Raw genomic sequence first — 26,050 nt, 5'->3', positions numbered from 1 at the left:
CCGCGGGGTCGTCTGCCGAAACGCCGACCGGTGTCCGCGATCTCACCCCTCCGGGGTCGCGAGCCGGTCGGCGTTGTTCGTCGGGGACCCGCTCAGGCCAGCCTGCGCGGACCGGTGTCGAAGCGGCTCGGTTCCGGGCCGATCCGGGCCCTGGCGTAGATGATCTCGGCCGAGGACGGTGCCGCGAGCACCGGATCACAGGACAGCTCGCGCATCTGCGGGATGTCGTCGAACAGGGCCGAGATGCGCTGCGCCAGCTCGGCCAGGGCCGCCTTGTCGACGGCTGGCCCGGCCTGACCCCCGGACAGCAGCGGCGCGGCCCGTGGCGCCTCGATCAGGGCCACGGATTCCTCCGCGGTGAGCGGCAGCGCGCGGAAGGCACGGTCGCCGAGCAGCTCGATGATCAGGCCCGAGAGCCCGAACTCGATGACCGACCCGAACGACGGGTCGTCGGTGACCCGCAGCACGCACCCCATGCCCTTGGTCGCCATCTTCTGCACGTGCAGCAGCGGATCGCCGCAGATCTCCACCAGGTCGGTATAGGCCTGGCGGACCGCGTCGGGGGTCCACAGGTCAAGCCGCACCCCGAGCAGGTCCGGCCTGCGCCGCCACAGCTCCCCGGTGGCCTTCGCCGCGACCGGATAGCCCAGTTCCTCGGCGGCGGCGACCGCCTGTTCGGCGTCGTGCACCGCCCGGAACTCGACCACCTCGATGCCGTAGCAGCTCAGCAGCCGCACCGTCTCCTCGTCGGTGAGCCAGCGCCCGCCCGATTCCGCCAGCCACCCCGTCACCAGGGCCGACGCGGCCGCGGTGTCGATGCCGGGCGGCCGCACGACCGGGGAGACCGGCCGGTCCCGCCAGCGGGCGTAACGCTCGGCCCTGGCCAGTGCCCTGGCCGCGCGTTCCGGGTCCGGATACGACGGGATGGAGCCTCTGGCCGGCGCGCCGCCGGTCGTGCGGACCGCGAGCAGCTTCGGAATGCCCGACTCGGCGACGAAGGTGGTCAGCACCGGCTTGTCCTTGCCGGGCGCCGAGGCGGCCGCGGCCCGGAGCGCGTCGGCGAAGCCGGTCATCGGCACCGGCACCGGCGGTGCGACGACGACGATCACCGCGTCGACCTCGTCGCTGCGCAGCGCGGCCTGCACCGCTTCCCGGTAGTCGGCGGGGGTGGCGTCCGGCCCCAGATCCACCGGTCCGTCGACCGGCGCGCTGGCGGCCCGCTCGGTCGGCCGCGCGCTGGGACCGCGATCCAGCGCCGTGGCGGGCCGGTGCACGCGCAGGCCCTCGCTGTGCGCGGCGTCGATGGCCAGCCAGTTCAACGCGGCGCTGTTGCCGACCACCGCCACCCGTGGCCCGCGCGGCAACGGCTGACTGGCCAGCAGCGCGGCGCAGTCGAACAGCTCCGAGATGGAGTCGACCTGGATGATCCCGGCCTGGGCGAACAGGTCGCGCACCACCGTGCGATCCATATCGGCGCCCGCCGCCAGCCGGCCGCTGCTCACCGCCACGATCGGCTTGCCGCGCGCCACCCGCCGGGCCAGCCGGGAGAACTTGCGCGGATTACCGAAGCTCTCCAGGTACAGCAGGATCACCTCGGTATCGGCGGCGGTGTCCCAGAACTGCAGCAGATCGTTGCCGGAGACATCGGCGCGGTTGCCCGCCGACACGAACGTCGACAGGCCGAGATTGCGGGCTGCCGCCTCCCCGAGGATCGCCGCGCCCAGCGGGCCGGACTGGCAGAAGAACCCGATCCGCCCGCGCTCGGGCAGCACCGGGGCCAGGGTGGCGTTGAGCCCCACCGCCGGGTCGGTGTTGGCGATACCGAGCGCGCTGGGGCCGACCACCCGCATGCCGTGGCCGCGGGCCGCGGCGACCAGCTCGTGTTCGGCGGCCAGGCCCTCGGGTCCGGTCTCGCCGAAACCCGCCGTCAGCACCACCAGGCCCTTGACCCCCTTGGCCATGCAGTCGTCGAGCACCGACCCGATGGCGGCCGGTGGTACCGCGACGACCGCCAGGTCCACTTCGTCGGGGATCTCGCGCACCGTGGCGTAGGCGCGCACCCCCCGCACCGACCGCCGGTGCGGGTTCACCGGGAACACCGGGCCGCTGAAGCCGCCGGCGAGCAGGTTCGCCAGTACCGCGCCGCCGACCCTGGTGGCCTCCGGCGACGCGCCGATCACGGCCACCGAGCCCGGTGCGAGCAGGTTGCCGACGCTGCGCGCCTCCGAGGCTGCCTCGCGCGAATCCCGCACGGTGCGCAGCGCTTCGGTGGGGTCGATCGCGAATTCCAGATGCACCTCGGCGCCGTCGCGACTGCGCTGCAGCTGATAGCCGGCATCGCGGAAGACGGTGATCATCGCCTCGTTCTCGGCGAGCACCTCCGCGACGAAGGCCACCACCTCGTTCTCGGCCGCCGCCCCCGCCAGGTGCTCGAGCAGCACCGAGCCGAGCCCGCGGCCCTGGTGCTCGTCGGCGACCACGAACGCGACCTCGGCGGCGCGCGGGCCCTGCCGGTCGAGCAGCTCGTAGCGGGCGACGCCGATGATCGCGTCCCCGAGCAGGGCGACCAGTCCCACCCGGTCGCGGTAGTCCACGTGGGTGGTGCGGTACATGTCCTTGGGCGAGATCCGCGGGTACGGACCGAAATAGCGCAGATACCGGGTGCGATCCGACAGCGCGGCGTGGAACACGGCCAGCGCGGGCGCGTCGGCGGGCACGATCGGGCGCACCCGGACCACGCCGCCGTCGGAGGCGAGCACGTCGCCGTACCAGTGCTGGGGTGGCGCAGGCGGATTCGCGGGCGTATCGGGGGTGTCGGGGAGCAGCGGCTCAGTCACGAGGGTCCTCCGGGTCGAGCCCGAGCAGGGCGAAACTCGCCCGCCGGGTGGCCGTGATGGCGGTGTCGACGGCCCGCTGGGCGCGGATCTGGCCGGCGTCACCGAGCTCGGGGGTGCCACCGGGACCGTCCCAGGGCCGGTAGGCGGTGTCGCCACCGTCACCCATGCTGGTCGGCGGCTGGACCCGGGGCGCGGCGGCGCGTACCTGCTCGATCCAGTCGGCCGGGACCGGGGTCTCCGGTGCCAGCGGCCGGTCCAGGGCGGCGGCGAGCAGATGCGTCCAGGCCCGCGGCACCACCCGGACCACCCCGTATCCGCCGCCACCGATGGCCAGCCAGCGCCCCTCGGCGTACGTGTCGGCCAAATCACGCATCGCCAGGAAGGCCGCGCGCTGACCGTCCACGGTGAGTTCGAGATCGGCCAGCGGGTCCTCCCGATGGGTGTCCACGCCGCACTGGCTGACGATGATCTGCGGCCGGAACGCGGCCACCGCGCCGGGCACCACCGCGTGGAATCCGCGCAGCCACTGGGCATCCCGGGTGCCGGGCAGCAGCGGCAGGTTGATCGAGGTGCCCTCGGCCGCCCCGATGCCGGTCTCGGTGGGCCAGCCGGTGTTGGGCCACAACGTCGCCGGGTGCTGGTGCAGCGAGATCGTCAGCACCCGCGGATCGGCGTAGAAGGCGCGTTGCACGCCGTCGCCGTGATGGACGTCGACGTCGAGGTAGGCGATGCGGTCGAAGCCGTGATCGAGCAGCCACGAGATCGCGATCGCGGCATCGTTGTAGATGCAGAAGCCCGCCGCCGCGTCGGGCATGGCGTGATGCATGCCACCACCGATGCTCACTGCCCGCCGGGTCCGCCCGGCCGCGATCTCCCCGGCGGCGGCGAGGGTTCCGCCCACGATGACCGACGCCGCCTCGTGCATGCGTGGGAAGATGGGATTGTCGGCGGTTCCCAAGCCGTACACCGTGTCCTCGGGCGTCGGTGGGCCGTCACCGGCCCGCCGCACCGCCTCGATGTAGGCGCTGCTGTGCACCCGCAACAGGTCGGCCCGGGTAGCCGCGGCCGGCGCCAACGGCTCGACACCGTCGAGCACGCCCAGACTTTCGGCCAGCGACATGGTGAACTGCAGACGCGCCGGTTTCATCGGGTGCTCCGGACTCCAGGTGTAGCCGAGGAATCGCTCGGTCCACACGACGGTCCCGGGCTCTTCGCTGCGCGGCGGCGTGACCATGCTCGCCACGCTAGTCGGAAGCAGCGACCCCCGTGACGCGTTGACATGCAGTAGAAATAGGGCCGCCGGTCCGGCGGGCGGACGGGCGTTCGCGCGTGGGTAGAATTCGTGCCGACGAAGGGGTAACAGGTGAAGGATCTGGTCGACACCACGGAGATGTATCTCCGTACCATCTACGACCTCGAGGAAGAGGGCGTGGTGCCGCTGCGGGCGCGTATCGCCGAGCGGCTCGAGCAGAGTGGTCCGACGGTGAGCCAGACGGTCGCGCGGATGGAACGCGACGGCCTCCTGCTGGTCGCGGGTGACCGCCACCTCGAGCTGACCGACAAGGGCCGCGCCATGGCGGTCGCGGTGATGCGCAAGCACCGGCTCGCCGAGCGGTTGCTGGTCGACATCATCGGCCTCGACTGGCAGAACGTGCACGCCGAGGCGTGCCGCTGGGAGCACGTGATGAGCGAGGAGGTGGAACGGCGCCTGATCGAGGTGCTCAACCACCCGACCACCTCGCCCTACGGCAATCCCATCCCCGGGCTGGACGAGCTCGGCCTCGGCGATACCCCCGCTGCCGAGGAGACGCTCGTGCGGCTGTCCGACCTGCCCAACGGCGCGCTGCACGCCGTCGTGGTGCGCAGGCTGGCCGAGCACATCCAGACCGACCCGGAGGTCATCGGCAGGCTGCGCGAGGCGGGTGTGGTGCCCGACGCGCGCGTCACCGTCGAGACCAAGCCGGGTGCGGTGCTGATCACGGTGCCGGGGCACAGTGGTTTCGAACTGTCCGAAGAGATGGCGCACGCCGTCCAGGTGAGGCTGGTCTGATACGTGAAACTTCTGGTCACCGGCGGCGCCGGCTACGTGGGCGGCGTCTGCGCCGCCGTCCTGCTCGAGGCCGGCAACGAGGTGGTCGTCGTCGACGACCTCTCGACCGGTAACGCCGACGGCGTCCCCGCCGGCGCCCGGTTCGTCCAGGGTGACATCGCCGTCGCGGCACCGGAGTTGCTGCGCGCCGAATCCTTCGACGGCGTCCTGCATTTCGCGGCACAGTCGCTCGTCGGCGAGTCGGTGGAGCAGCCGGAGAAGTACTGGCAGGGCAATGTCGTCAAGACGCTGACCCTGCTCGAGGCGATCCGCGAGACCGGCACCCCGCGCCTGGTGTTCTCCTCCACCGCCGCGACCTACGGCGAACCGGAGCAGGTGCCGATCACCGAGGCCGCGCCGACCCGCCCCACCAACCCCTACGGCGCGAGCAAGCTGGCCATCGACCACGCCATCACCTCCTACGCGGTGGCGCACGGTCTGGCCGCGACGAGCCTGCGCTACTTCAACGTGGCAGGCGCCTACGCCGGTCTCGGTGAGAACCGGGTCGTGGAAACGCATCTGATCCCCCTCGTGTTGCAGGTGGCGCTGGGCCACCGCAAGGCCATCTCCGTCTACGGCACCGACTGGCCGACGCCGGACGGCACGTGCGTTCGGGACTACATCCACATCCGCGACCTGGCGCAGGCGCATCTGCTCGCCCTGTCCTCGTCGCAGCCGGGCAGCCACCGGATCCTCAATCTCGGCTCGGGCACCGGTTTCTCGGTGCGCGAAGTGATCTCGGCGTGCGAGCGGGTGACCGGCCTGGCGATCGAGGCGATCGACGCGCCGCGCCGCGCGGGCGATCCGGCGGTCCTCATCGCCTCCAGCGACCGGGCGATCGCCGAGCTGGGCTGGCGGCCCGAGCACAACGATCTCGACGAGATCGTCTCCGACGCCTGGGAATTCCTGCGTTCGCTGGGTGACAAGGCACACAGCGCGCGCTGAGTTCCGCCGATCTTCATGACCGGAGTGGGCCGATGTCGACCCCCAGATCGGCCGCGATCTGGTGACCGCAGTGCGCGAGTTTGCGGAGCCGTTCCGGCCGCAAACCGCTCTGCAACGAGGTCTCCAGCAGCACGGCCATCGGGTGGGTCGCGTCGGCGTCCACCGCGGCGGCGAGGGCGACGCCGGCGAACGGGCCGTCCCCGCGCAGGTAGGCGCTGAACCCCAGCAGCGCGGCGGCTTCGGCGCGATCGGCGCCGGGGGTGGCCCGGGCCAGCTGGGCCCACAGCTGCTCGGCGGCCTCGGCGTGATCGCCCAGCGCCAGCCCGTACATCGCGTCCCGGATCGGCCGGTCCCGCAGCGTGGCGGCCAGCTGCGCGAGTTCGCGATCGGCGCGCGACGCCCCGGAGGCGGCGTCGGCAATCTGCCACAGCACCCATTCCAGCGCCCGGCGCTGATAGGCCACCGCGTGCCCGGCGCGCGCCGCCGCGGACAGGCCTTCGCGATAGCGCGCGACCGCGGGTCCGAGCCTGGTCTGCACCCGGGCGCGCAGGTGCCGGTCGGGCCGGACCAGGGCGGTCAGTTCGTTGCGGGAGCCGCGGATCTGCCTGCCGTCGAGGACGTGCGAGAGCGCCACCATCGACGCCGCCGGATCCCCGACGACCCCGCCCGCACCGCGCTGGAACAGGTCGCGGAACCGTGCTCCCGCCACGATCGCGGGCACCGACCAGGCCCCGCACACGGCGACGCCCTCGTCACCGAGCGCTTCGAGCAGCGACGCCGCCCGCAGCGCGGGCAGCACCCCGGTCCCGGCCTCGTCGACGAAGACCGCCAGCACCCCACCGGCGTGCTCACGCAGGCAGATCGACCCGACACAGGCGGTGAACTGGCCGATCCGGTGCGGATCGCCCAGTGCGTCCAGATCGAAGCGCACGACCGCCTCGATCGCCGTGGCATCGCCCCCACCCGCGCCGCGCAGCACCGCGACGACCAGCGAGCGTTCGGGGACGAAACCGAGCATGGCGGGCAGGGCGGCGATGAGCTCGCCGGGATCGTCCACCCGCAGCGGCGGCTGCGGCAGTCGCGCGGGATAGCCGGGCGTGGATTCGGCGCAGGTGAGCGCCCGGGGAAAGGGTCCGGAGCGGGTGGCCCGGCGGGTGGAGTTCGTCGAAGGTGTCATGGCTCCACCGTGCCCGGGGCCGTGGTCGGCGCCGGACAGCCGACCTGGGCATTCCGCCGCCCTGTTGACGGCGTCGCGGCTGTGGAGCGATCCCGGTCCCGGCGTCGCGCCCGGACCGGACTTGTCACCCCCGCGTGCTAGGCCTCGCGCACCCGGCGCACGGCGGTCGCGAACATCTCCGCGACGGCCTGGTCGTCCGGCTGCCCCGCGCCGAAGGTCATCGACGTCACCGTGATCCGCACATCGCCGACCTGCCCGATCGAGGTCTGCATCGTCTGGGTCAGCCCTGGCCCACCGACATCGGGAACAACGGTGCGCCGCAACGACACCGCGTCGTCGGCGCCTCCCGGGACGGCGGTGCCGAGCACGGTCGAGACGGTCGATTCCGCACCCGCCCGGCTGACCCGGATCTGCTCGCACCCCGCGAGCCGGTCGCGCAGGCGCGCGGCCGCCTCGGTGGTGCGCGCCAGTTCGACGGTGAGCGTGGCCCGGCTCGCGTCGTCGTTGCCGACCGCGACCGCGGCCGGTTCGCCGCCCGGCTCTGGGTCCGGTGGCGTGCATCGCGACGGGCTGACGGTGGCCCCGGCCCCGACCCCGTCCAGATCGCCCGCCGCCGCGGCCGCTGCCTGCGGCGGCAGCACCACGGCCGGATACCGGGCCGGGAACTGCTGCGCGGTGGGCAGCAGATCGGCGAGCGCGCCGTCGACGTGCCGGACCGCCATCGCGCTCTGGGCGACCGGCGTGCCGCTGATGCTCTCGCCACACCCGGTCAGCGCGAGCCCGGCGACCGCCACCGCGCAGACGAGGGTCCGGCGCCGCTGCCCGGGGCGCCGGACCGGATCGCCGTGGTGGGCCGGTGTCGTTTCCGCCACGTTCACCCCTCCCACTGTGCCGCACCGGGCCGGTCGGGGCGTGATCGCCACGCCGCGCGGGAATGTCGAGGCAGCGGTGGCTGTTGTGTAGCAGGACGAGCCGTCCTCCGGCCGTGTGCGACGCGTCTGCTCGCGTGGGGGACAATGGAGAACGCCTCCCCCGCCGCGAGCGTTGGTGGACCGCGCAGGAAGGAGTACGCGATGGATGACCAGTCGCACATGTACGAGCTGGAGTTCCCGGCACCGCAGCTGTCGTCGGACGACGGCGCGGGCCCCGTGCTGGTGCACGGGCTGGAAGGTTTCACCGACGCCGGTCACGCCGTGCGCCTGGCGACCACCCATCTGCGCGAGAGCCTGGAATCCGAGCTCGTCGCCTCCTTCGACGTCGACGAGCTGCTCGATTACCGCTCGCGCCGGCCGCTGATGACGTTCAAGACCGATCACTTCGCCGAGTACGCCGAGCCCGAGCTGAACCTGTGGGCGCTGCGCGACACCGCGGGCACCCCGTTCCTGCTGCTGGCGGGCCTGGAGCCGGATCTGCGCTGGGAGAAGTTCACCACCGCGGTGCGGCTGCTGGCCGAGCAGCTCGGTGTGCGCCGCACGATCGGGCTGTCCGCGATCCCGATGGCGATTCCGCACACCCGGCCGCTGGGTGTCACCGCGCATTCCTCGGACCGTTCGCTGATCGGTGACCACCAGCGCTGGCCCGGTGAGCTGCAGGTGCCCGGCAGCGCGTCCTCGCTGCTCGAGTTCCGGATGGCCCAGCACGGCCACGAGTCGCTCGGGTTCTCCGTGCACGTGCCGCACTACCTGGCCCAGACCGACTACCCGGAAGCCGCCCAGACGCTGCTGGAGAACGTCGCCGACAGCGCCGGCCTCGAACTGCCGCTCACCGCGCTGGGCGAGGCGGCCGCGCGCGTGCGCGAGCAGGTCGCCGAGCACATCGCGGGCAACGAGGAGGTCGAGACCGTCGTGACGGCGCTGGAACGCCAGTACGACAGCTTCGTGACCGCCCAGGAGAGCCAGTCCAGCCTGCTGGCCGGCGACGGTGAACTGCCCAGCGGCGAGGAGCTCGGCGCCGAGTTCGAGCGGTTCCTCGCCGAGCAGGGCGGTTACGGCGACAACGCCCGCGACAGCGAGGACTGACCCGCCGGGCCGTGCTGACGGGGGCCACGCCCACCCCGCCCACTAGGGTGGTCGGAGTGGATCTGACCGACCTGCTCGAAATCCCCGGGACCGACGCCGACGCGCTCTACGAGTCGTTCGCGGCGTGGGCCGCCGAGCAGGGCACCCCCCTGTATCCGGCGCAGGACGAGGCGCTGATGGAGCTGGCGTCGGGGTCCAACGTGATCCTGGCGACGCCGACCGGCTCGGGCAAGTCCCTGGTCGCGGTCGGCGCGCACCTGTTCGCCATGGCCAACGGGCAGCGCAGCTACTACACCGCGCCGATCAAGGCGCTGGTCAGCGAGAAGTTCTTCGCGCTGTGCGAGGTGTTCGGCGCGGCGAACGTCGGCATGGTCACCGGCGACGCGGCGGTCAACGCCGACGCCCCGATCATCTGCGCGACGGCGGAGATCCTGGCGAACCTGGCATTGCGCGAGGGCCCCGACGCCGAGGTCGGCCAGATCGTGATGGACGAGTTCCACTTCTACGCCGATCCCGATCGCGGCTGGGCCTGGCAGGTTCCGATCATCGAGCTGCCGCGCGCGCAGTTCCTGCTGATGTCGGCGACCCTGGGCGAGGTCGACTTCTTCGCCGAGGATCTCGAACGCCGCACCGGCCGCGCCACGGCGGTGGTCGCGGGCACCGAACGCCCTGTCCCCCTGACGTTCTCCTACGTGCGCACCCCCATCACCGAGACGCTCGAAGAACTGGTCACCACCCATCAGGCGCCGGTGTACGTCGTGCACTTCACCCAGGCCGCCGCGCTGGAGCGCGCGCAGGCGCTGACCAGCGTGAACTTCGCCACTCGCGCCGAGAAGGACGCGATCGCCGCCGCCATCGGCGAGTTCCGGTTCGCCGCCGGTTTCGGCAAGACCCTCTCGCGGCTGATCCGGCACGGCATCGGCGTGCACCACGCGGGCATGCTGCCCAAGTACCGCAGGCTGGTGGAGAAGCTCGCCCAGGACGGCCTGCTGAAGGTGGTGTGCGGCACCGACACCCTCGGCGTCGGCATCAACGTGCCGATCCGCACGGTGCTGCTGACCGGGCTCACCAAGTTCGACGGTGTCCGCACCCGCAGGCTCAAAGCCCGTGAGTTCCATCAGATCGCGGGCCGCGCCGGTCGCGCCGGCTTCGACACCATGGGCACCGTCGTCGTCCAGGCGCCCGAGCACGAGGTGGAGAACGCGCGCCTGATCGCCAAGGCGGGCGACGACCCGAAGAAGCAGCGGAAGGTGCAGCGCCGCAAGCCACCCGAGGGTTTCGTCTCGTGGAGCGAGGAGACCTTCGACCGGCTCGTCGCCGCGCAGCCGGAGCCGATGGTGTCGCGCTTCGCGGTGACCAACGCCCTGCTGCTCAACGTGATCGCCCGGCCCGGCAACTGCTTCGACGCCATGCGCCACCTGCTCGAGGACAACCACGAGCCGCGGCCCGCCCAGCGCAAGCACATCCTGCGCGCGATCCGGCTCTACCGCGCGCTGCGCGATGCCGGTGTGGTGCAACAGCTCACCGAGCCCGACGCCAAGGGCCGGATGGCCCGGCTCACCGTCGACCTGCAGCGTGACTTCGCTCTCGATCAGCCGCTCTCGCCGTTCGCGCTGGCCGCCTTCGAACTGCTCGATCGCGAAAGCCCCACCTACACACTCGATGTCGTCTCGCTGATCGAGGCGACCCTGGAGGACCCGCGCCAGCTGCTGATGGCCCAGCAGCACAAGGCCCGCGGCGCCGCGGTGGCCGAGATGAAGGCCGACGGTATCGAATACGAGGAGCGCATGGAGCTCCTGGAAGAGGTCACCTGGCCCAAGCCGCTGGCCGAGCTGATCGAGCCCGCGTTCGAGACCTACCGGGCCGGGCATCCCTGGGTCTCGGAGTTCGCGCCGTCGCCGAAGTCGGTGGTGCGCGACATGATCGAGCGCGCGATGACCTTCGCCGAGCTGATCTCGTTCTACGAGCTGGCCCGTTCCGAGGGCGTGGTGCTGCGCTATCTCGCCGACGCCTACCGCGCGCTGCGCCGCACGGTGCCCGACGCGGCGCGCACCGAGGAACTCGACGACCTCGTCGAATGGCTGGGCGAGCTGATCCGCCAGGTGGATTCGAGCCTGCTCGACGAATGGGAGCAGCTCACCAACCCCGGCGCGGAGAACGACGCCGAACAGGTCGCGTTCGGCGCGGAGTCGGTGCGCCCGATCTCGGCCAACGAGCGAGCCTTCCGGGTGATGGTGCGCAACGCCATGTTCCGCCGCGTCGAACTGGCCTCACGACAGCGCTGGTACGACCTCGACGAACTGAGCCCCGGACCCGACTGGGCCGAGGACTTCGCCCCCTATTTCGACGAGTACGCCACGATCGGCACCGGCCCCGACGCCCGCGGCCCGCAGCTGTTCCAGGTGGAGCGGCGGCCGGGTTTCTGGCACGTGCGCCAGGTGCTCGACGACCCCGCCGGCGACCACGGCTGGGCGCTGACGGCCATCGTCGATCTGGAGGAGTCCGACGCCGCGGGCGAGGTCGTGTTCGACGAGGTCACGGTGTCGGCGGGCTGAGTGATACCCGTTCACTATCGTCGAAAATGATGAATGTTTGACGGATTCGTTGTTGGGTAGGCGCCGCTGATAGTCTCTCCCGGCCGCCGACCGAAAGTTCAACTATGCCCGAATCCCCGTACCTTGTCATCTACCCCGAACGGGTACGTGCCAATTACCGAGCTCTCGCAGCCGCCGTGTCGGCGCGGCGCAGCCGGGGCACCCGGATCAGGTACGCGGTGAAAGCGGCACCGGTCGACGAGTTGCTGACCCTGCTCGACGCCGAGGGCGCCGAGTTCGACGTGGCCAGCATCGGCGAGATCGACCAGGCGCTGCGCCTGGGGATCGACGCGGGCAAGCTCTGCTACGGCAACCCCATCAAGAAGAGCGCCCACATCGCGCGCGCCTTCGCCCTGGGGGTGCGCCGCTACGCCTTCGACACCGAGGACGATCTGCTGCGCATCGCCGAGCACGCCCCCGGCGCCGAGGTCGAGTGCCGGTTCCTGTCCTCGGCGCCGGAGTCGCGCACCCCCTTCGGCACCAAGTTCGGCTGCGCGCCGAGCGAGGCGCTGCGGCTGCTGGTGCGCGCCCGCGATCTGGGCCTGGTGGTGGGCGGCCCGTACTTCCACGTCGGCTCCCAGCAGCTCGATCCGGCCGCCTGGCGGATCGGCATCCGGCAGGCCGGTGAGATCGTGACCGCGTTGGCGGACAAGGATATTCACGTCGCCGCGGTCAACGTGGGCGGCGGTCTGCCGATCTCCTACGTCGACGCGGCCCCCGAACTCGACGCGATCGCGGCCGCCATGACCGCGGCCGCCGCCGAGTTCCTGCCCGAGTCCACCGGCCTGGTCGTCGAACCCGGCCGCGCGCTGGTGGGCAACGCGGGCACCATTCACGCCGAGGTCGTCGGCGTGCGATTCGCGCCGGATGGCCGGCGCTGGGTGTATCTCGACATCGGCCGGTACAACGGTATGGCCGAGACGGAGAACGAGTACATCGCCTACCGGTTCGTCACCGATCGCGACGGCGATCCGGTGGATGAGGCGGTGGTCGCGGGTCCGACCTGCGACGGCGACGATGTACTGTATCAACGCACGAAGGTCCTTCTGCCGACCACGTTGCGAGCCGGTGATCAGATCCAGATCCTCGACACCGGCGCCTATACCGCGAGTTATTCGTCGGTGTCCTTCAATGGTTTTCCGCCCTTGACCGTTCATGTCTCGGGCGCTGAGCGAGAGTGAGTTTGCCCATGACGGCGGAATTCACCGGCTGGCATGTGCTGGCCGAGTTCGGTGGTGTCGACACAGACCTGTGTGACGATCTCGAACGACTCGAATCGGCGTTGCGTGAGTCTCTGATCGCGGCGGGCGTCACCATCTGCGATGTCGTTCACAAAAAGTTCGATCCGCAGGGGGTGACCGTCCTCGCCCTGTTGTCGGAGTCCCACGCCTCGATTCACACCTATCCGGAGTCCGGCGACATCTTCGTCGACGTCTTCACCTGCGGCAGCATCGGCGCCGGTGCGACGAAGGCGGTAGAACTCCTGCGAGACAAGTTGTCTCCCAAGGACGTTCGGATGAAGGTCGTCCAGCGTGGCCACGGTGCCGAGAAGATCTACGAACCGGTGGGCGACGGCCTGACCCGGATCTGGGATCTGCACGAGGTGATCGTGGACACGAACACCCCGTTCCAGCACATGGTGATCGCGCGGACCGATCAGGGCATCTCCCTGTTCTCCGACGACGACCGCCAGTCCACCGAGTTCTCCCAGGTCACCTACCACGAGGCCATGATGGTCCCGGCGTTCGTGCTGGCCGAGAAGCTGGACCGGGTGCTGATCATCGGTTCCGGTGAGGGTGTGGCCTCGCAGATGTCGGTGGCGGCGGGCGCGACCCTGGTCGACCACGTCGACATCGACCAGCGCGAGGTCGAGCTGTGCGCCCGGCACCTGCCCTACGGCTACACCACCGAGGAACTGGCGGCCGCGGTCGCCGGCGAGGGTCCGGTGCACGTGCACTACGCCGACGGCTGGGACTTCCTGGCCAACGCGCAGGAGGCGGGCACCCGCTACGACGTGATCGTCATCGATCTGCCGGACGAGCGCGTCGAGGACGCCCAGCACAACCGCCTCTACGAGGCGGAGTTCCTGTCCCGATGTAAGGCACTGCTGGCGCCCGGCGGCGTGCTGTCGGCCCAGGCCGGCTGCGCGACCATGTGGCGCAACGAGACCCTCAAGCGCTCGTGGGGCCGGTTCCACGAGCAGTTCGCCACCGTGGTCCCCTACGGCAGCGACGAGCACGAGTGGACCTTCCTGTTCGGCCTGAACGAGAAGATCGACGACCCGGTGCGCGGCATGACCGACCGCCTGGCCCTGCTCCCCTACCGCGCCGAGACCATCGACGCCCGCGCCCTCGAGCGCGGCGCGATCGAGCCCTACGCCCTGCGCGCCTGAGCTCGCTTCGCGACAGCCACCGAAGGCGGTGACCCGGACCCCGGGTCACCGCCTTCGTCGTTTCCCCGTCAGCCGCCGAGCATCGCGGCGAACGCGCGCAGCGTCGCCAGCAACTCCGTCAACCACTCCGCGGACTTGTCGGGTTCGACGACGCCGTCGATGGCGACGCCCTTGGCCACCGCGATCAGCAACCGGGCCAGGGTCGGCGGCGTGATCGGAAAGGCCTCGAGTCCGGCTTCAGCGAAGAGCGCGGTCAGCAAGGCGGTCACGGTGCGGTGCACCGTCTCGTCGCGCTCGGCGAGCTCGCGGCGCAGCATGGGACTGTGCCGGGAGGCAACGGCCAGTTCGGATTTGAGCATCGCCCACCGCCGTTCCCGCGCCGCCTCGAGCATCCAGCGCTCGAAGGCCGCGAACCGCTCGTCGACCGTGCCGTCGCCGACCGCCGCGCTGATCGTGGCGATCTCGGCATCGAGGAACTGATCGAGGACCGCCAGCGCGAGGTCCTCCTTACTGGCGAAATTCGAATAGACCGCCCCCCGACTGAATCCGGCCGCCTCGGCGACCTGATTGTTCGAGGTCGCGGCGTAGCCATCGCGCAGGTAGAGCACGGTGGCCGACTCGATCAGCTTCGCGCGGGTCAGCGCGTGCGATTCCGTCCGGCTCAAGCGTTTCTGCACGGCCTGACCCTACCGGTGCGCCGCGAATGTCCCCCGATGCCATTGACGGGGACGGGTGTGACCGGGCACACTCTCCCCATTCAGATGTCGATAGCATCTGAATGCTGATGACATTTCAGTGCCCGTACCAACCTTCTCGAGAATCGAGTACCCCGTGACCCGAGCATTGCCTTCCGGCATCGGCCTGATGCCGGTCCGCCGGCCCGATGACCACCGCCCCCGGCTCGACCGCCTCTCGACGGTGCCGATCACCGACCTGGCGCGGCGATTCAGCGCCGCCACCCCGACCTCGGCGCAGGATCTGGACCGTTTGGACGGCGATCTGATGTTGCGCGGCTTCGCGCCGGTCGGCACCGGGGTGCTACAGCGGATCCTGTCGCGGCCCTCGTTCTTCTGGATGGGCAAGTCGTTCCGCCGCGTCGACGACGAGCTCATCGCGGGCCACAACTTCTTCACTGCCCTCGGCGGCTCCAGGGGGCTGCCGTTCGCCGCGACGATCGGCCCGTCCGTGGTCGACGGCAGGCCCGCGGTCCGCATCGACTACGGCGATCCGCGCCTGGCCGGGACATGGTTGACCCGGCGTCTCTACGACGAACTGCGGGAGATCGAGCCGGGCCTCTGGCTCGGCCCCGGATTTCTGCGGATCGGACAACGCCGAGTGACGGCGTGCTGGTTCGCGGTCGACAGCTCGGTCGGCTACGGGGAGGTGCGATGAGGACAGCACACCGCGCGGTCGTCGCCGTGGCCATCGGGCTCCTCACCGCGCACAGCGGATCAGCTGGAGCGCAACCACTTCCGGTTCCGTGGAGCATGCTCGACGGCGTGCGGGCACAGCTACAGACGCCCGGTGCGGCCCCGCCGGGGTCGAACGACTGGTCCTGCACCCCCTCGGCGGCACATCCGAATCCCGTGGTGCTCGTCCACGGCGGCCTCGTCAACCGGACGATCAACTGGCAGACCATGTCCCCGCTGCTGGCCAACGCCGGATACTGCGTGTTCGCGCTGACCTACGGCTCCCCCGGCTGGGCGACACCCACCGAATGGACACCGGGCGCGATGCGTCCAGTGGCCGAGAATGCCCGCCAGATCGGCGATTTCGTCGCCGAGGTCCGGCGGGCGACAGACGCGGGCAAGGTCGACATCCTCGCCGAGTCGTTCGGCACGCTCTCCTCCAACCACTACGCGAAGTACCTGGGCGGTGCGGCCTCGGTGGAACGGATCGTCGCGCTGTCGGGGCTGTGGGAGGGAACCGACGTGATGGCTCTGGATCGGCTGCGCGAGTCGCTGCGCGGCACCGGGATCGACACGCCGCTGTGGAATCTGGTCGCTGCCACCGGCTGCGAGATCTGTCCACAGGTCGTGCGCGGCTCGGACTATCTCACCGCGCTGTCCCGCGACGGGGTCTACGCGCCCGGCGTGCGCTATACCAACATCACCTCGCGGTACGACATCCTGCTGACGCCCTATCCGACCAGCCTCGTGCCGGGACCGGAGACCACGAACATCGTCCTCCAGGACGGGTGCGAGCAGGACTTCACCGAGCATTTCAGCATCGCCGCCAGTCCACGCACGGTCTCCTTCGTCCTGGGTGCGCTGGATCCGGCGCACGCGCCACCGGTGCCGTGCGAGCTCGCCACACCGTTCGGGAGCTGAGCGCGCTCGGCGGACAAGCGGGCCATTCCGGTGTCGTGGCGCGCCGAACGTTGGCAGTATGCAAGATGCACAGCATCGACAGAATCGAGTCCGCTCATGACGCCGACACCGTTGTCCGCCGACGGTCTGATGCCGGTCCGCGCGCCGTCGGGCCATCGCCCGCGCCTGGACGCCCTGTCGCGGGCCGGGCTCACCGAGTTCCGCGCGCTGTTCGACGCGGCGCCCGCGGTGACCGAACGCGACTTCGCGCGGCTCGACGGTGATGTGACGATGCGGTCGTTCCCCGGGTCCGCCGAGCGGGTGCTCGGGCCGGTGATGGCGCGGCCGTCGTATTTCTGGGTGGCGAAATCGTTTCGTCACGTCGACGGCGGGGTGGCGGTCGGCCACAACGTCTTCCGCCTGCTCGGCGGCATGCGGGCGCTGAATTTCGTGGCGACGGTGGGTGATTCCGTGCTCGACGGGCGCGCGGCGGTGCTGTTCGACTACGACGATCCGCGGGTCGGTTCGCGGCGGCCCGCCCGGCGGATCTACGACGAACTGCGGGAGATCGAGCCGGATCTGTGGCTGGGCCCGAGCTACTTCCTGACCCGGGGCAAGCGGATCCCGATGGGCTGGTTCGCCCTCGACGCCGCGGTGCCGTTCGACGGTCCGGCCTGACGAAACGGCGGTGCGCCGGGCGCGGGAGACCCCGCACCCGGCGCACCGTGGCACTCTCAGCCGCGCGCCGCGCGTTGCGCGCGATACTCGGCGACGTTGACCCCGCCGACGCCCCAATCCGTCAGCGCCACTTCGTCGATCACCACATAGGTGCTGTCGGGCGACTTGCCGAGCACCTCGAACAGCAGGTCGGTGACGCCCTTGATCAGCTGTCCCTTCTGCTCCGGGGTGACCCCTTCATCGGTGACCTTGATGTTGACATACGGCATGGTTGGTTTCCTTTCTACGCCGCTCTACCCGAGATGAACCCGCCGTCGACGGGGAGGATGTGGCCGGTGACGAACTCGGCGTCGGTCAGGTACAGCACGGCCGCCGTGGTGTCGGCGACCTCGCCGATCCGGCCGAGCAGGGCAGCGCCCGCGGCGGCGCGCTCGTCGCCGTCACCGAACAGCGGGGTGCGGATGATGCCGGGCGCGACCGCGTTCACCCGGATCCGGGCGGGCGCGAGTTCCGCGGCCAGGCTGGTGGTCAGGGCGTGCACGCCGCCCTTGCTGATCAGCGCGGCCGACGCGGGCAGCCCGGTCATCGCGTGGTCGATGAGCACGGTGCCGATGTTGACGACACTGCCGCCGTCGCCCTGGGCGAGCAGCTGGCGCACCACGGCCTGGGTGGTGAAGTAGGTGCCCTTGAGGTTGCCTCCGAGATAGCGGTCGAGCTCGGCCTCGGTGACGTCGACGAAGGGGGTCGCGCCGAACACGCCCGCGCTGTTGATCAGCGCGTCGACCCGGCCGAATCGCTCGAGGGCGGCGCGGACGTACGCCGATCCCGTTGCGGGCGAACCGATATCACCGGCCACGGTGGCCACGCGATCCGGCGCGTCCAGTTCCGCGGCGACGACGGCGAGCTTGTCCGCGTCGCGCCCACCCAGGACCACCGCGTCGCCTCTGGCGACGAAGGCGCGGGCGACATCACGCCCGATTCCGCTGGATGCCCCGGTCACGACGACCGTCTTCGGAGTCGACATCGACTGTTCCTTTCGAGTTCGGATACGACCGGTCGTCTCAGGATGGACGACCGGCAGGGTGGGGACGCGGGTATAGCTCGGTTACGGCCGGAAGTAGTCGTCGAGCAGGCGGCGCAGACACTTGTCCAGCGGCTCGACGGTGCGGTCGATCTTCATCCGGATGACCGCGCCCTCCCAGGACTCCAGCAGCAGATCGGCGAGGTCGACGGCGTCGATGTCGGCGCGCACCGTCCCCTCGGCCTGCGCGGTCCGCAGGGCGCCCGCGACGCCGTCGCGCCAGGCCGCCCAGGCCGCCGAGAGCGCGGTGCGCAAGGTCTCGCTGCCCTCGAGTTCACCGCCGAGATTGGCGATCAGACAGCCACCGGTGTAGTCGGCGGCGACGAAGTCCGCGGTCAGCGTGGCGAAGAAGCCGCGCAGACCGGTGAGCGCGTCGGGGGCGCCGGCGAAGGCCGCGGCCAGGTTGCGCTGCACGCAGAGCGAATGATGCTCGATCACCGCGTGCGCGAAGCTCTCCTTGCTGTCGAAGTAGTTGTAGAACGACCCCTTCGGCACGCCGACCTTGTCGAGCACCTGCTTGATGCCGGTGCCGTGATAACCGTTGGACAGCAGGCCGACCGCGCCCTCCTCGATCAGGAGTGCTCGGGTGTCGTCGCTACGCCGGGGCCGTGCCATGCGAACGACTATACGACCGGTCGTCTACTAATGGCAAGAGCCCATCGTCAGTCGTCGTCGACGCCGCGCGCCGCCAGCGCCTCCCCCATCGCGTCGGCGGTCCGCAACGCGCGCACCAGCACGGGCGTGACCAGGGCCGTCGCCGACCAGGACACCCCGCGAGCGCGGCGCGCCTCGGCGACGTCGTGCACGATCTGCGCCAGCAACGGAACGCAGCGAATGGCCAGGGCCAGCAGCAGCCCCACCCGCTCGGGATCCACCCCGACCCGGCGCAGCGGCCCGAGCGCGCGGGTGAGGGCGTCCAGCAGGTCGGTGACCCTGGTCGTCACGGTGACCAGCGCCGCGAGCGCGACCGAGGCGAGCAGCACAGCGCAGACGACGATCGCCCGGGTCGGCGAGGTGGTGAGCAGCTGGAACACACCGATGATCAGCGTCATCCACAGCACCGGCCGGATCTGGGCCAGCGCCACCCGCCAGGAGATCCGCGCGAGCGCGAACAGGCAGGCGATCGCGAGTACGAGCACACCCACCCCCGGCAGACCGCGCACGAAGACGGTCATCGCGACGATCGCGACGACGAGCAGCACCAGCTTCGCCCCCGCGGGCATCCGGTGCAGCGGGGAATCGCCGGGACGGTAGAGGCCGATCACTCGACGAGCCGCCGGTACGCGCCGACCGCGTCCGCGGGCGGGCCGTCGTAGGCGACGGAGCCGTTGTCCAGCACCACGACTCGATCGAAGCCGTCGAGCAGGGCGAGCTGGTGGGTCACCACGATCACCTGCTGGTCGAGGGCGTTCAGCGCCTCCGACACCCGGCGGGCGTTGCGCAGGTCGAGCAGGGTGGTCGGCTCGTCGGCGACGATCACCTCGGGCTCACGGATCAGCGCGGAACCGATCGCGAGCAGCTGCTTCTGCCCGCCCGAGAGCAGATGCGCCGGATGGTCGGCGTGCGCGCTCAGCCCGAATCGGTCCAGCATCCGGGTCACCCTGGCCGCGATCTCGGCGCGGCTCAGGCCGCTGCGCCGCAGCGAGAACGCCAGGTCCTCGGTGACGGTCGGCATCACGATCTGGGTGTCGGGATCGGTGAACACGAAGCCGACCTTGCGCCGCACCTGGGCGCCCTTGCGGGCGGCGTCGATCCCGTCGACGGTGACGGTGCCCGAGGTCGGCTTCAGCAGGCCGTTGAGCATCCGCGCCAGCGTCGACTTCCCCGAGCCGTTGGCGCCGATGAGCCCGACCCGCTGCTCGGTGATCCGCAGGTCGATCTCTCGCAGGACGGTCCGGTCGCCGAACCGGTGGCCCACCCCGTCGAGGACGATCTCGCTCACGCGCGCCGCCTGCCCGCCCGCTCAGCCACGGATCAGTCCGGGATAGGCCCGGTGCACACCCTTGGCCACCACGGTGGCGATGACGACCTTGGCCAGGTCGCCCGGCACGAACGCGAAGTTGGTCGAGATCGCGGCCCAGAGCCCGAGGTCGGTGCGGACCAGCAGGCCGGCGGTACCGAACAGGTAGATGACCACGATGCCGCCGAGCGCGTTGATCAGCAGGCCCGGCACGATCGGGTACTTCGGCAGGATCAGCGCGGTCAGCGACCCGATCACCAGCGTGGCGGGAATCCAGCCGATCAGATAGCCCGCGGTCGGCGAGGCCAGCGCGGTCAGGCCGGTGCGACCGCCCGAGAGCAGCGGCAGGCCGATCAGGGTCAGCGCGATGAAGACCGCGACGGCGGCGGTGCCCTTGCGCGCGCCGAGGATCGCACCGGTCAGGATCACACCGAGGGTCTGCAGGGTGATCGGCACGCCACTGAATCCCACGGTGATCGCGCCCGGCAGCCCCAGGGCGGCGATCAGCGCGGCGAACACCGCGATCTGTGCCAGGTCCCGCGCGGCGAAACCGACCGCGGGCTTAGGGGATTTCTCGATATCGGACACAGCGGACATCCTTCACCATGGAATTGAACGACGTTCAAGATAGCAGGTGAGCCGCCTGCGTCCGCGGCCGGAAGACATCGGCGAGCATTTCGCCGCGCCCGAAGATCGATTACGATTCGAAGGTTGGGACTTCCCGGGCGGCGCTCGCCGCACAACGGCAGCGCGCCGACAACCCGTGGCCGAGGAAGGGCCATCATGTCGATAGCGCTACAACGTTTTTCGAACTTGATCGCCGCGATCTACGGCGCGGGCAACGACCCGGACCGGTGGGACTCGGTGATCGGGGAGATCACCGACACCTTCGGCGCGGTCCACGGCTTCCTGGTCATCGCCGATCCGGTCGGTGACCGGTTCGCGATCAAATCCTCGGGGGCCAGTAGCCCGCCGGATCTGCCCGCGCAGCTAGAGCGCGTCGCCGAGCGGGTCCAACAGCTGCCGGTCGGCAGCACCGCCACCAGTGACGACCTGTTCGCCGTGCCGGAGCACGGCAGCGCGCTGGCCGACCAGGTCAGTGCGAACGGCCTGTCCAACAGCTTCCTGGCCCGGCTCAGCGACGATCGCCCGTCGTCGTGGATCTGCCTGACGATGCCCGATCACCAGTCGATCACCGGCCATCCCGCGGGCCTGGCGCTGCTGCGGGTGCTCGTGCCGCACCTGCGCGGCGCGCTGCGCACCCAGTCCAAGCTGGTCGAACTGTCCCGGGACCGGGCCTTCGCGCTCGCGACCCTGGAGCAGGCGCACTACGGGATCATGATCGTCACCACCGACGCGGCGCTGGTGTTCGCCAACTCGATGGCCGAGCGGATCACCGAGGCGTCCGACGGGTTGTCGGTGGACGCCTTCGGCTGTCTGCGGGCCGGATCCCCGACCACCCAGAAACAGCTCAGGGACCTGATCAACTGCGCCGCCGACCCCGGGTTCTCCAGCGGCAACGTGGCCGTCACCCGCTGTTCCGGCCGCAAGCCGCTGATTCTGCGGGTGTCCCCGCTCGACGGCATCGCCGGCGACGGACTGTGGCACCGCGCGGTGCTGCTGCTGCTCGTCGATCCGGACCACGACCCCGAGCCGGAGCCGGAGGCGCTGCACGATCTGTACGGCCTGACCGACGCCGAGACCATGGTCGCCATGGGGGTGCTGCGCGGCGACGGCTTGCCCGCCGTCGCCGATCAGCTCTCCGTCTCGGTATTCACCGCCCGCACGCACCTGCAGCATATTTTCGCGAAGACGAAAACACACCGGCAGGCGGAATTGGTTCGGCTTCTGTTGACCACTGCCATTTCCGCGCAGTAACTATTCGCAATCAAATCGGATGGAATCCTGCACCGATTCCGCCGCGCGCGTCGACATCCGCGAGAATCAGCGAGAAATTCGCGCCGACCTGCGGGCCGATGCACGGCAGCCCGATATAGCCGTTGACGATCGCGACGAGCGTCGAACCGACGACGACGGGCGCGCCGGAATCACCGAGGATCACGCAGATCTGGGTCAGCGTCCACGAGGCGCCACCGAAGACGTCTCCGTAGACCAGCCCACAGGTCTGCCCTGTCGTCCGTCCTTCCTTGCAGGCGACGGCCGGGAATTGCGCGGGCACGCCGACGTCGGTGATCGTGGTCGAGCCGACCCGGTTCACCGGGATCACCGCGCTCTCGTCGAAGGCGATGACCGCGTAGTCGAGATCGCTGCCGAGCACCGCGATCGTGCCGACGTTGCCTGCCTCGGGATCGGCCTCCGCGGCCACTCCCATGCCCTCACCGGCGGCGGCGCAGTGCGCGGCAGTGAAGCCGACCAGCCGACCGGCACCATCCCAGCCGATCGTCGTGAGTGTGCAGGTCGAGCCGTCGTCGAGGACGATGCCGGAGCCACCACCGAGCGTCACCGGGGCGGCTCCCTGCGCCGTCCCGACAGTGCCGACAGTGCCCCAGACCAGCAGCAGCGTGGCGGCGGCGATCCACCACCGACCCCATGTCGTAGGGGCACTCCCGCGCTGAAGTGCGGGAGTGCCTTGATTGCTTCTCGTTTTCGGCATCTGCGTGTCAGACCACGCAGACCGGGTACAAGAAGGGAACGGTGATCAGGACGATGCCGCATGCGAGGAAGGCACCGGGGATCGTGATGAACGGTGACAACACAACGGGCTCGACCTGAACCGGAACCGGTGCGACGGGGACGGGGTCCGCCGCGGGTGCTGCGCCGGCGACGCCGGCACCTAGAGCGATCATCGGCGCACAAGCGAGCACCGCGATGGTTGAACGTACTTTGTACATGGCCATTCCTTCGACTGTCTCCCACATTTGTCGTGCCGATCCCACGACGGAATCGTCACCCTATAAAGGACAGCACCGACGGCCCGGAATATCGTCGTACGAACAGATGAGATCTAAAAGGGCCGCTTCGATCGGATCACAGCTGCGAGGTATTCGTAATCCTCGGCCCGCGCGGATGACCCCCGATATGCCAGCCCGATCGTGCGGCCCGGCGCGGGATCGGCGAAGCGCGCGGTGTCGAGGGTGGCCCGCGCGGTCTCGGTGGCCACGGCCATCTGCGGGATGAGGGTCACCCCGAGGCCGCCCGCGACGCACTGCACCACGGTCGTCAGCGAGGCGGCGCGGGTGTCGCCGACCGCGCCGGGGTGCACCTCGGCGGTACGGCACAGCTCGAGCGTCTGGTCGCGCAGGCAGTGGCCTTCGTCCAGCAGCAGCAACGGCATGTCGGCCAGCACCGGCGCGGCCAGGTCGGTGCGCCCGGCGAGCTCGTGCCCGCGCGGGGTGACGAGCACGAATTCCTCGGAGTACAGCGGGATCTCGACCAGGCCGGGGGCGTCGGTGGGCAGCGCGAGCAGGGCGACGTCGAGCACGCCGGTGCGCAGCCCGTCGAGCAGCCGGGCGGTCTGGTCCTCCACCACCTGTGGCACCAGCGCGGGCAGTTTGCGGCGCAGCTCGGGCAGCAGGTCCGGCAGCACGTAGGGCGCGACGGTCGGGATGATGCCCAGCCGCAGCACGCCGCCGAGTCCGTCACCGGTCGCCGAGGCTACGAAACGGTCGGCCGCCTCGAGGGTCGCCATCGCCTGCGGCAGCAGTCGCATGCCGGCCGCGGTGACCAGCACGCGACGGGTGCTGCGCTCGATGAGCTGCAGTCCGAGGCCGTTTTCCAGTGATGCCAGCGCCTGCGATAACGTGGGTTGGCTCACAGTCAAACGCGCTGCGGCGGTACCGAAATGCCGATATTCGGCCACGGCGACGAACGCACGCAGCTGCGAGAGGGTTGGCTGATAAGTCTGATCAGTCACGCCTATCAGTGTACGACGAGCGATCGGCTTTACCTTTCAGTACGCTTTCGGCAAGATCACCGCGGGCTCACACGACGAGCGCGACCACACCACGAATGAGGAGATGAGCATGGCTCTGCTGACCATCGGCGACCAGTTCCCGGCATACAACCTCAAGGCCGTCATCGGAGGTGACCTGTCGAAGGTCGACGCGCAGCAGCCGGACGATTACTTCACCCAGATCACCAGCGACGACCACGCGGGCAAGTGGCGCATCGTGTTCTTCTGGCCCAAGGACTTCACCTTCGTGTGCCCCACCGAGATCGCCGCCTTCGGCAAGCTGAACGAGGAGTTCGCCGACCGTGACGCCCAGGTGCTCGGCGCCTCGGTCGACAACGAGTTCGTGCACTTCCAGTGGCGCGCCCAGCACGAGGATCTCAAGACCCTGCCCTTCCCGATCCTGTCGGACCTCAAGCGTGAGCTGGCCGCCGCCACCGGCGTACTCAACGCCGACGGCGTCGCCGACCGCGCCACCTTCATCGTCGACCCGAACAACGAGGTGCAGTTCGTCTCGGTGACCGCCGGTTCGGTCGGCCGCAACGTCGACGAGGTGCTGCGCGTGCTCGACGCCCTGCAGTCCGACGAGCTGTGCGCCTGCAACTGGAAGAAGGGCGATCCGACCATCAACGCGGGCGAGCTGCTCTCGGCCAGCGTCTGATCCACCCTTCCCACCGAACACCAGAGGAGCCCCACTGTCATGAGCATCGAGAACCTGAAGAACTCCCTCCCCGAGTACGCCAAGGACCTCAAGCTCAACCTGTCGTCGATCGCGCGCACCACGGTGCTCAGCGAGCAGCAGCTGTGGGGCACCCTGCTCGCCTCGGCCGCCGCGACCCGCTCGGCCACCACGCTGCGCGAGATCGCCGAGGAAGCCGCCGACGTGCTGTCCGCCGAGGCCTACGAGGCCGCGCTGGGCGCCGCGTCGATCATGGGCATGAACAACGTGTTCTACCGCGGCAAGGCGTTCCTGGACGGCCGCTACGACGATCTGCGCGCCGGGCTGCGGATGAACATCATCGGCAACCCCGGTGTCGACAAGGCCGACTTCGAGCTGTGGTCGTTCGCAGTCTCCTCGATCAACGGCTGCGCGCACTGCCTGGAGGCGCACGAGAAGACCCTGCGTGAGGCCGGTGCCTCGCGCGAGGTGATTTTCGAGTCGCTGCGCGCGGCGGCCATCGTCGCCGGTGTCGGCCAGGCGGTGCAGTCCACCGAGGCCCTGGCATCGGCCGCCGTCTGAGGTAGCGCCCCGCGGCCCCCGACCGGAATCCGGTCGGGGGCCGCGGTCGTTTCCCGAGGACACGACCGGGCGCGCGATCCTGCCGGGCCCGCGTACCGGCCGGTAGGCTCGCGATCATGAACGCACATGATGTGCCCGATGCCCCGGACATCCAGGTCGAGGTCGTCCGAGTGTTCACCGACCCCGCCGGGCAGCTCGGCAACGCGCTCGGCATCGCCCGCGCGGGTGACGTCGTCGCGCTCGACAAGCAGGAGCTGGCCGCGCGGCTGGGCTTCAGCGAGACCACCGTCGTGCAGGACCCCGTGGACGGGATCGCCGACGTCCGGATCTACACGCCCACCGTGGAATTGCCGTTCGCCGGGCATCCGAGCGTCGGCACCGCGTGGTGGCTGGCCGTGCAGCGCACGCCGGTGCACACCCTCCAGGTGCCCGCGGGACCCGTCGCCGTCGCCCAGACCGACGGGCTGACCTGGATCACCGCCCGCGCCGAATGGGCGCCCGACTTCACCTTCCACGAGCTGGCCACGGCCGAGGAACTGGCGCTGCTGCGGCCCGACGACTTCAGCACGGGCCAGCACTACTTCTGGACCTGGACCGACGAACCGCGCGGCGCCCTGCGCTCCCGCATGTTCGCCCCCGCCATGGGCATCGCCGAGGACGAGGCCACCGGCGCGGCGGCGGTCGCGCTCACCGCCCAGTTGCGCCGCGGTCTGGTGGTGACCCAGGGCCAGGGGTCCCAGCTCTACACCGAATGGGATTCCGACGGCTGGGTGCGGCTCGGCGGCCGGGTCGCCGAGGACCACGTGGTGGTGCTCTGAGC

At 70.4% G+C, this 26,050-nt stretch carries 27 protein-coding genes; 13 read left to right on the top strand and 14 right to left on the bottom strand.

Annotated elements, in window-relative coordinates; genetic code table 11:
- Positions 1-92: 92 nt before the first annotated feature.
- Entirely contained in the window at positions 93-2,837 is a 2,745-nt protein-coding gene (locus ACFYWJ_RS15760) for a GNAT family N-acetyltransferase (protein ID WP_355277567.1), read from the bottom strand.
- Entirely contained in the window at positions 2,830-4,071 is a 1,242-nt protein-coding gene (locus ACFYWJ_RS15755; RefSeq protein ID WP_355277569.1) for an acetoin utilization protein AcuC, read from the bottom strand. Before ACFYWJ_RS15755 ends, ACFYWJ_RS15760 begins: the two co-directional genes overlap by 8 nt.
- Positions 4,072-4,200: 129 nt before the next feature.
- Here ACFYWJ_RS15755 and ACFYWJ_RS15750 point away from each other — a divergent pair, with 129 nt between their 5' ends.
- Positions 4,201-4,887 carry a metal-dependent transcriptional regulator gene (locus ACFYWJ_RS15750; protein WP_355277572.1) on the top strand — a complete coding sequence of 229 codons (687 nt, stop codon included), beginning with the start codon at positions 4,201-4,203 and terminating at the stop codon, positions 4,885-4,887.
- Between the two features lie 3 nt (positions 4,888-4,890).
- The gene (gene galE, locus ACFYWJ_RS15745) at positions 4,891-5,871 is read left to right on the top strand and encodes a UDP-glucose 4-epimerase GalE (protein WP_355277574.1); all 981 of its coding nucleotides are present in this window, start codon (positions 4,891-4,893) and stop codon (positions 5,869-5,871) included.
- A 13-nt stretch (positions 5,872-5,884) separates the two neighbouring features.
- Here the strand turns inward: galE and ACFYWJ_RS15740 are convergent, their stop codons facing one another.
- Together ACFYWJ_RS15740 and ACFYWJ_RS15735 are read right to left on the bottom strand one after the other, a co-directional pair.
- A complete protein-coding gene (locus ACFYWJ_RS15740; RefSeq protein WP_355277577.1) occupies positions 5,885-7,048 on the bottom strand; it encodes a DUF4192 domain-containing protein in 1,164 nt (387 codons plus the stop codon).
- A gap of 137 nt (positions 7,049-7,185) precedes the next feature.
- Positions 7,186-7,926, bottom strand: coding sequence for a sensor domain-containing protein (locus ACFYWJ_RS15735; RefSeq protein ID WP_355277580.1), 741 nt, complete (start codon positions 7,924-7,926; stop codon positions 7,186-7,188).
- Between the two features lie 195 nt (positions 7,927-8,121).
- Between ACFYWJ_RS15735 and ACFYWJ_RS15730 the strand changes: the two genes are divergently transcribed.
- From ACFYWJ_RS15730 to speD, 4 genes are all read left to right on the top strand, one after another.
- Positions 8,122-9,066 (top strand): PAC2 family protein, encoded by a 945-nt coding sequence (locus ACFYWJ_RS15730; RefSeq protein WP_355277582.1) that lies wholly within the window; start codon positions 8,122-8,124, stop codon positions 9,064-9,066.
- A gap of 56 nt (positions 9,067-9,122) precedes the next feature.
- Positions 9,123-11,621, top strand: coding sequence for a DUF3516 domain-containing protein (locus ACFYWJ_RS15725; RefSeq protein ID WP_355277585.1), 2,499 nt, complete (start codon positions 9,123-9,125; stop codon positions 11,619-11,621).
- 104 nt (positions 11,622-11,725) lie between these two features.
- A complete protein-coding gene (locus tag ACFYWJ_RS15720; RefSeq protein ID WP_355277588.1) occupies positions 11,726-12,841 on the top strand; it encodes a type III PLP-dependent enzyme in 1,116 nt (371 codons plus the stop codon).
- Between the two features lie 8 nt (positions 12,842-12,849).
- A complete protein-coding gene (speD, locus tag ACFYWJ_RS15715) occupies positions 12,850-14,052 on the top strand; it encodes an adenosylmethionine decarboxylase (protein ID WP_355277591.1) in 1,203 nt (400 codons plus the stop codon).
- A gap of 68 nt (positions 14,053-14,120) precedes the next feature.
- On the opposite strand, the gene ACFYWJ_RS15710 is transcribed toward speD, so the two are convergent.
- Positions 14,121-14,729: a TetR/AcrR family transcriptional regulator gene (locus ACFYWJ_RS15710; RefSeq protein ID WP_355277593.1), complete on the bottom strand. Its 609-nt coding sequence runs from the start codon at positions 14,727-14,729 to the stop codon at positions 14,121-14,123.
- A gap of 154 nt (positions 14,730-14,883) precedes the next feature.
- On the opposite strand from ACFYWJ_RS15710, the gene ACFYWJ_RS15705 reads away from it, so the two are divergent.
- The 3 genes from ACFYWJ_RS15705 to ACFYWJ_RS15695 all read left to right on the top strand — a co-directional run bounded on the left by ACFYWJ_RS15705 (position 14,884) and on the right by ACFYWJ_RS15695 (position 17,039).
- Positions 14,884-15,444, top strand: coding sequence for a hypothetical protein (locus ACFYWJ_RS15705; RefSeq protein WP_355277596.1), 561 nt, complete (start codon positions 14,884-14,886; stop codon positions 15,442-15,444).
- On the top strand, positions 15,441-16,382 hold the full coding sequence (locus ACFYWJ_RS15700) for an alpha/beta fold hydrolase (RefSeq protein ID WP_355277598.1): 942 nt from the start codon (positions 15,441-15,443) through the stop codon (positions 16,380-16,382). The genes ACFYWJ_RS15705 and ACFYWJ_RS15700 overlap by 4 nt, the downstream gene beginning before the upstream one ends.
- Before the next feature lie 96 nt (positions 16,383-16,478).
- Positions 16,479-17,039: a hypothetical protein gene (locus tag ACFYWJ_RS15695; protein ID WP_355277601.1), complete on the top strand. Its 561-nt coding sequence runs from the start codon at positions 16,479-16,481 to the stop codon at positions 17,037-17,039.
- Positions 17,040-17,095: 56 nt separating this feature from the next.
- Here the strand turns inward: ACFYWJ_RS15695 and ACFYWJ_RS15690 are convergent, their stop codons facing one another.
- From ACFYWJ_RS15690 to ACFYWJ_RS15665, 6 genes are all read right to left on the bottom strand, one after another.
- A complete protein-coding gene (locus ACFYWJ_RS15690) occupies positions 17,096-17,308 on the bottom strand; it encodes a 4-oxalocrotonate tautomerase family protein (RefSeq protein ID WP_355277604.1) in 213 nt (70 codons plus the stop codon).
- Positions 17,309-17,322: 14 nt separating this feature from the next.
- The gene (locus ACFYWJ_RS15685) at positions 17,323-18,063 is read right to left on the bottom strand and encodes an SDR family NAD(P)-dependent oxidoreductase (RefSeq protein ID WP_355277607.1); all 741 of its coding nucleotides are present in this window, start codon (positions 18,061-18,063) and stop codon (positions 17,323-17,325) included.
- Between the two features lie 81 nt (positions 18,064-18,144).
- On the bottom strand, positions 18,145-18,735 hold the full coding sequence (locus tag ACFYWJ_RS15680) for a TetR family transcriptional regulator C-terminal domain-containing protein (RefSeq protein ID WP_355277608.1): 591 nt from the start codon (positions 18,733-18,735) through the stop codon (positions 18,145-18,147).
- 47 nt (positions 18,736-18,782) lie between these two features.
- Complete coding sequence (locus tag ACFYWJ_RS15675; protein ID WP_355277610.1) at positions 18,783-19,385, bottom strand: energy-coupling factor transporter transmembrane protein EcfT; 603 nt, start codon at positions 19,383-19,385, stop codon at positions 18,783-18,785.
- Positions 19,382-20,062 carry an ABC transporter ATP-binding protein gene (locus ACFYWJ_RS15670; protein ID WP_355277611.1) on the bottom strand — a complete coding sequence of 227 codons (681 nt, stop codon included), beginning with the start codon at positions 20,060-20,062 and terminating at the stop codon, positions 19,382-19,384. The genes ACFYWJ_RS15675 and ACFYWJ_RS15670 overlap by 4 nt, the downstream gene beginning before the upstream one ends.
- 21 nt (positions 20,063-20,083) lie before the next feature.
- Positions 20,084-20,677 (bottom strand): biotin transporter BioY, encoded by a 594-nt coding sequence (locus ACFYWJ_RS15665; RefSeq protein ID WP_355277613.1) that lies wholly within the window; start codon positions 20,675-20,677, stop codon positions 20,084-20,086.
- 186 nt (positions 20,678-20,863) lie between these two features.
- On the opposite strand from ACFYWJ_RS15665, the gene ACFYWJ_RS15660 reads away from it, so the two are divergent.
- Complete coding sequence (locus tag ACFYWJ_RS15660; protein WP_355277615.1) at positions 20,864-21,958, top strand: LuxR family transcriptional regulator; 1,095 nt, start codon at positions 20,864-20,866, stop codon at positions 21,956-21,958.
- Between the two features lie 10 nt (positions 21,959-21,968).
- Here ACFYWJ_RS15660 and ACFYWJ_RS15655 read toward each other — a convergent pair whose 3' ends face one another.
- The 3 genes from ACFYWJ_RS15655 to ACFYWJ_RS15645 all read right to left on the bottom strand — a co-directional run bounded on the left by ACFYWJ_RS15655 (position 21,969) and on the right by ACFYWJ_RS15645 (position 23,954).
- The gene (locus ACFYWJ_RS15655; protein ID WP_387162804.1) at positions 21,969-22,616 is read right to left on the bottom strand and encodes a serine protease; all 648 of its coding nucleotides are present in this window, start codon (positions 22,614-22,616) and stop codon (positions 21,969-21,971) included.
- Between the two features lie 85 nt (positions 22,617-22,701).
- Entirely contained in the window at positions 22,702-22,938 is a 237-nt protein-coding gene (locus ACFYWJ_RS15650; RefSeq protein WP_355277618.1) for a hypothetical protein, read from the bottom strand.
- 107 nt (positions 22,939-23,045) lie between these two features.
- Positions 23,046-23,954, bottom strand: coding sequence for a hydrogen peroxide-inducible genes activator (locus tag ACFYWJ_RS15645; RefSeq protein ID WP_355277620.1), 909 nt, complete (start codon positions 23,952-23,954; stop codon positions 23,046-23,048).
- 109 nt (positions 23,955-24,063) lie between these two features.
- On the opposite strand from ACFYWJ_RS15645, the gene ACFYWJ_RS15640 reads away from it, so the two are divergent.
- From ACFYWJ_RS15640 to ACFYWJ_RS15630, 3 genes are all read left to right on the top strand, one after another.
- Positions 24,064-24,651 (top strand): peroxiredoxin, encoded by a 588-nt coding sequence (locus ACFYWJ_RS15640; RefSeq protein WP_019048020.1) that lies wholly within the window; start codon positions 24,064-24,066, stop codon positions 24,649-24,651.
- A gap of 39 nt (positions 24,652-24,690) precedes the next feature.
- On the top strand, positions 24,691-25,230 hold the full coding sequence (locus ACFYWJ_RS15635; RefSeq protein WP_355277623.1) for a carboxymuconolactone decarboxylase family protein: 540 nt from the start codon (positions 24,691-24,693) through the stop codon (positions 25,228-25,230).
- A 116-nt stretch (positions 25,231-25,346) separates the two neighbouring features.
- On the top strand, positions 25,347-26,048 hold the full coding sequence (locus ACFYWJ_RS15630; RefSeq protein ID WP_355277625.1) for a PhzF family phenazine biosynthesis protein: 702 nt from the start codon (positions 25,347-25,349) through the stop codon (positions 26,046-26,048).
- Positions 26,049-26,050 lie beyond the last annotated feature (2 nt).

The sequence above is a fragment of the Nocardia sp. NPDC003269 genome (genome assembly GCF_042888005.1).
Taxonomy (GTDB): domain Bacteria; phylum Actinomycetota; class Actinomycetes; order Mycobacteriales; family Mycobacteriaceae; genus Nocardia.
Note: the sequence above shows the minus strand (reverse complement) of the source record. Positions and strands in the feature narration are given on the sequence as shown.